This window comes from Limosilactobacillus sp. (assembly GCF_051873035.1).
Taxonomy (GTDB): domain Bacteria; phylum Bacillota; class Bacilli; order Lactobacillales; family Lactobacillaceae; genus Limosilactobacillus.
On the sequence record NZ_JBJEEL010000014.1, the window covers coordinates 1 to 2,885 of the forward strand.

At 48.0% G+C, this 2,885-nt stretch carries 2 protein-coding genes; both read left to right on the forward strand.

The window, feature by feature from the left end:
• Positions 1 to 156 precede the first annotated feature (156 nt).
• Positions 157 to 1,548, forward strand: a complete 1,392-nt coding sequence (locus tag ACI31H_RS01630; RefSeq protein WP_439770260.1) for a L,D-transpeptidase — start codon at positions 157 to 159, stop codon at positions 1,546 to 1,548.
• Positions 1,549 to 1,727: 179 nt separating this feature from the next.
• Complete coding sequence (locus tag ACI31H_RS01635; RefSeq protein WP_439770261.1) at positions 1,728 to 2,834, forward strand: glycoside hydrolase family 73 protein; 1,107 nt, start codon at positions 1,728 to 1,730, stop codon at positions 2,832 to 2,834.
• Positions 2,835 to 2,885: the final 51 nt, after the last annotated feature.

Sequence of the window (2,885 nt, forward strand, 5' to 3'; positions counted from 1 at the left end):
TTATGGGTTTTTCTGTCCACTAAAATGTTCAACTTAAATTTTACAATCTGCCAAAAGTTGTAATTGATGTGCCAAAAAGTCTAAATACTGGTACAATATGAACGTTAACTTTAGCAGAGTAAAGTTAAAGAATTTCATGGTTTAGGGAGTTTCAAAATGCAATTTAAGTTAAAGCACTTTATTATTGCAATTATTGTTGTTTTAGTTGTGCTGATTGGTGGCCTGTCTTGGCACCAGCATAGCCATTTTAATCGTAATACGACCATCAATGGGGTAGCGGTTGGTGGAATGACCGTTGACCAGGCCTACCAGAAGGTAAAGGCTAGTTCACGGTCCAACGATGTTTACCTAAATGGCAAGAAGATTTACGATGGTGAATCAACGACTTCTGGTATTACCAGTGCTGATAAGTCTAAGTTTACGACGGCGCTTAATGATCAGCGAACCTTCTTCCCTTCTGGCAAGAAGCAAAATATGACGGTAATGCCGTCCAATGTTAGTGGTAACCAGACAGCAGCAATGAAGCAGGCCGTTAATAGTGAAGTCGCTAAGATGAACGAAGGACGGTGTGCGCCAGTTGATGCTTACGCGGTTTTGAAGAATGGTAAGGTTTCAACGGTTGCTGCTAAGAAGGGTAACCAATACGACCTGAAGAGTGTCTTGAAGCAGTTTAACAACGAACGGGCTAACGGCACGATTCGGCTGACTGCACACTACGCACAACCATTAGCTGCTAATAGTAAGACCGTGCAAAACGAAAAGGCAAAGTTAAGTGCATTAACCAAGCGGTCAGTTAACTACCATGTCGAAGGTGAGAACTACCACTTTACTGCTAACAACGTAATTACCAAGGCTACCTACCAAAATGGTAAGTATGCTTTTGATACCTCAGCGGTTAAGAACCGGATTGACCAAATCAATGCTAAGCAGGCTACGTTGGGAAAGTCCTTTAAGTTCCGGACCCACTCCGGTAGAGAAATTACCACGAGTGATAAGGGCTCTTACGGTTGGAAGCTGAGTGCTGACAAGGCGGGGATGACCCTTGCCGATGCCATGGCTGATAATAAGAAGTCAGTTAATGCGAAGAATGATATTTACGGTACTGGCTACAACAAGCGCGGTACTGGTTATGGTGTCACTAGCAACAATGGGATTGGTAATACCTATGTCGAATTATCATTGGCTGACCAACACGTTTGGTTCTACAAGGATGGTAAGTGTGTCTTTGATGCTGATGTGGTTACGGGAAGTAACACACCAGGTAACCGGACGCCAAGGGGTGTTTGGTACATCATGTACCAGCAATCACCAGCTACGCTGCGGGGATCTAACGATGATGGTTCTCCATACAGTAGTCCGGTTCAGTACTGGTCACCATTTACCGATACCGGGTGTGGATTCCACGATGCTAGCTGGCGGAATAACTGGTCCAAGACCGAATATCTGACAACTACTGGTGGTTCCCACGGTTGTGCCAACATGCACCCAAGCGATGCGGGAACGGCCTACCACGATATGGAGATTAACGAACCAGTTGTGATTTACTAATTGTTAAGAAGACGTGACTTCATTCTTTGAGGTTACGGGAATATAAATAGGCACTAAGCATTCGGGAAAGCCTGTATGCTTAGTGCCTGTTTGTATTTATAGAATCTGACCGTCCTTTACATTTTTTCGGATAAAGTGCGTTACCTACCGTATCTATTAGGTGAAGGGGCGTGAACGTAATGAGAAAGCAAGTTGGAGTAGTAATCGCGGTAGCAGTATTGATGCTCGGAAATAGCGGGCCGGTACTAGCGGCGGTGGGCAGTGTACGGGACTGGGCGGTTAGTGATGCCGAACAGGCCGTTATTAGCCGGCAGACCGTTAATGAGGCCGCCCTCCGCCAGCGGGGGCACGAATACACCAGTGCCTTTTTAGCCGGCTATGCCCAGGCTAGTAATAGTTATCAGCGGGCATATTACCAGGGACTGCGTGACGGACAAGGCGGCCATTCAGCGGTTACGCTAACCGACCGGGTTAGTCGCGTGGCCTACCAGCGTGGTTATGAACGTGGTCACCAGCAGTTTAGCAGTCAAGCGCCTGAGTCGGCTACCGGTGAACCTCAGATAGGGTCAGCCTCACAGTCAGACCCGACCACAACAACAGAACCGGGACAAGCAGCCGATCAACAGACCTATCCGACCCAGCAGTTAAGTCCTAACCAGGCTAAGTTTATCCAGCGAATTGCCAAGAATGCCCAACGGGTCGGCCTAGAGTATGATCTCTATCCTTCCGTTATTATTGCCCAGGCCGCCTTGGAAAGTAATTGGGGAGTAAGTGGCCTGGCTAGTCAACCCTACCATAATCTGTTTGGCGTGAAGGGGGCCTTTCATGGGCATGCCGTTCGCCAGCCAACGACCGAGTACACAAAGGAAGGCAAGCGACTTGAGATTAGTGACTATTTCCGGTGGTACGATAACGATTACCAATCGCTTTGTGACTATGCAGAGACACTTAACGATCCGTTATATGAAGGGGTGCACCGGAGTCAGGCAAGTAATTATCGGCAGGCGACCCACTTCTTGCTAGGGCGGTATGCAACCGACCCGCAGTATGATCGCAAGCTTAACCGGTTAATCGATAGCTATCACCTAACGCGCTATGACCACCAGCCCGCAGATGGTGACCGGGCTAATAAGGGGAGCGTGATGACACCGCCCGTCGCCGATCCGACGGTTCATGAAAAGCAGGCAGTAGTAAAACAACATCCCCACCGGATCGGCTGGCTATCAGTAATCGGTGGAGTTAGTTCAGCCGGAGCTTTAGGCCTACTGCGCCGCTTTATCAGTTAACTGAAACTTGAAAGCTAATAATCACGCCAAAGGCGTGTGGTTATTGGCTTT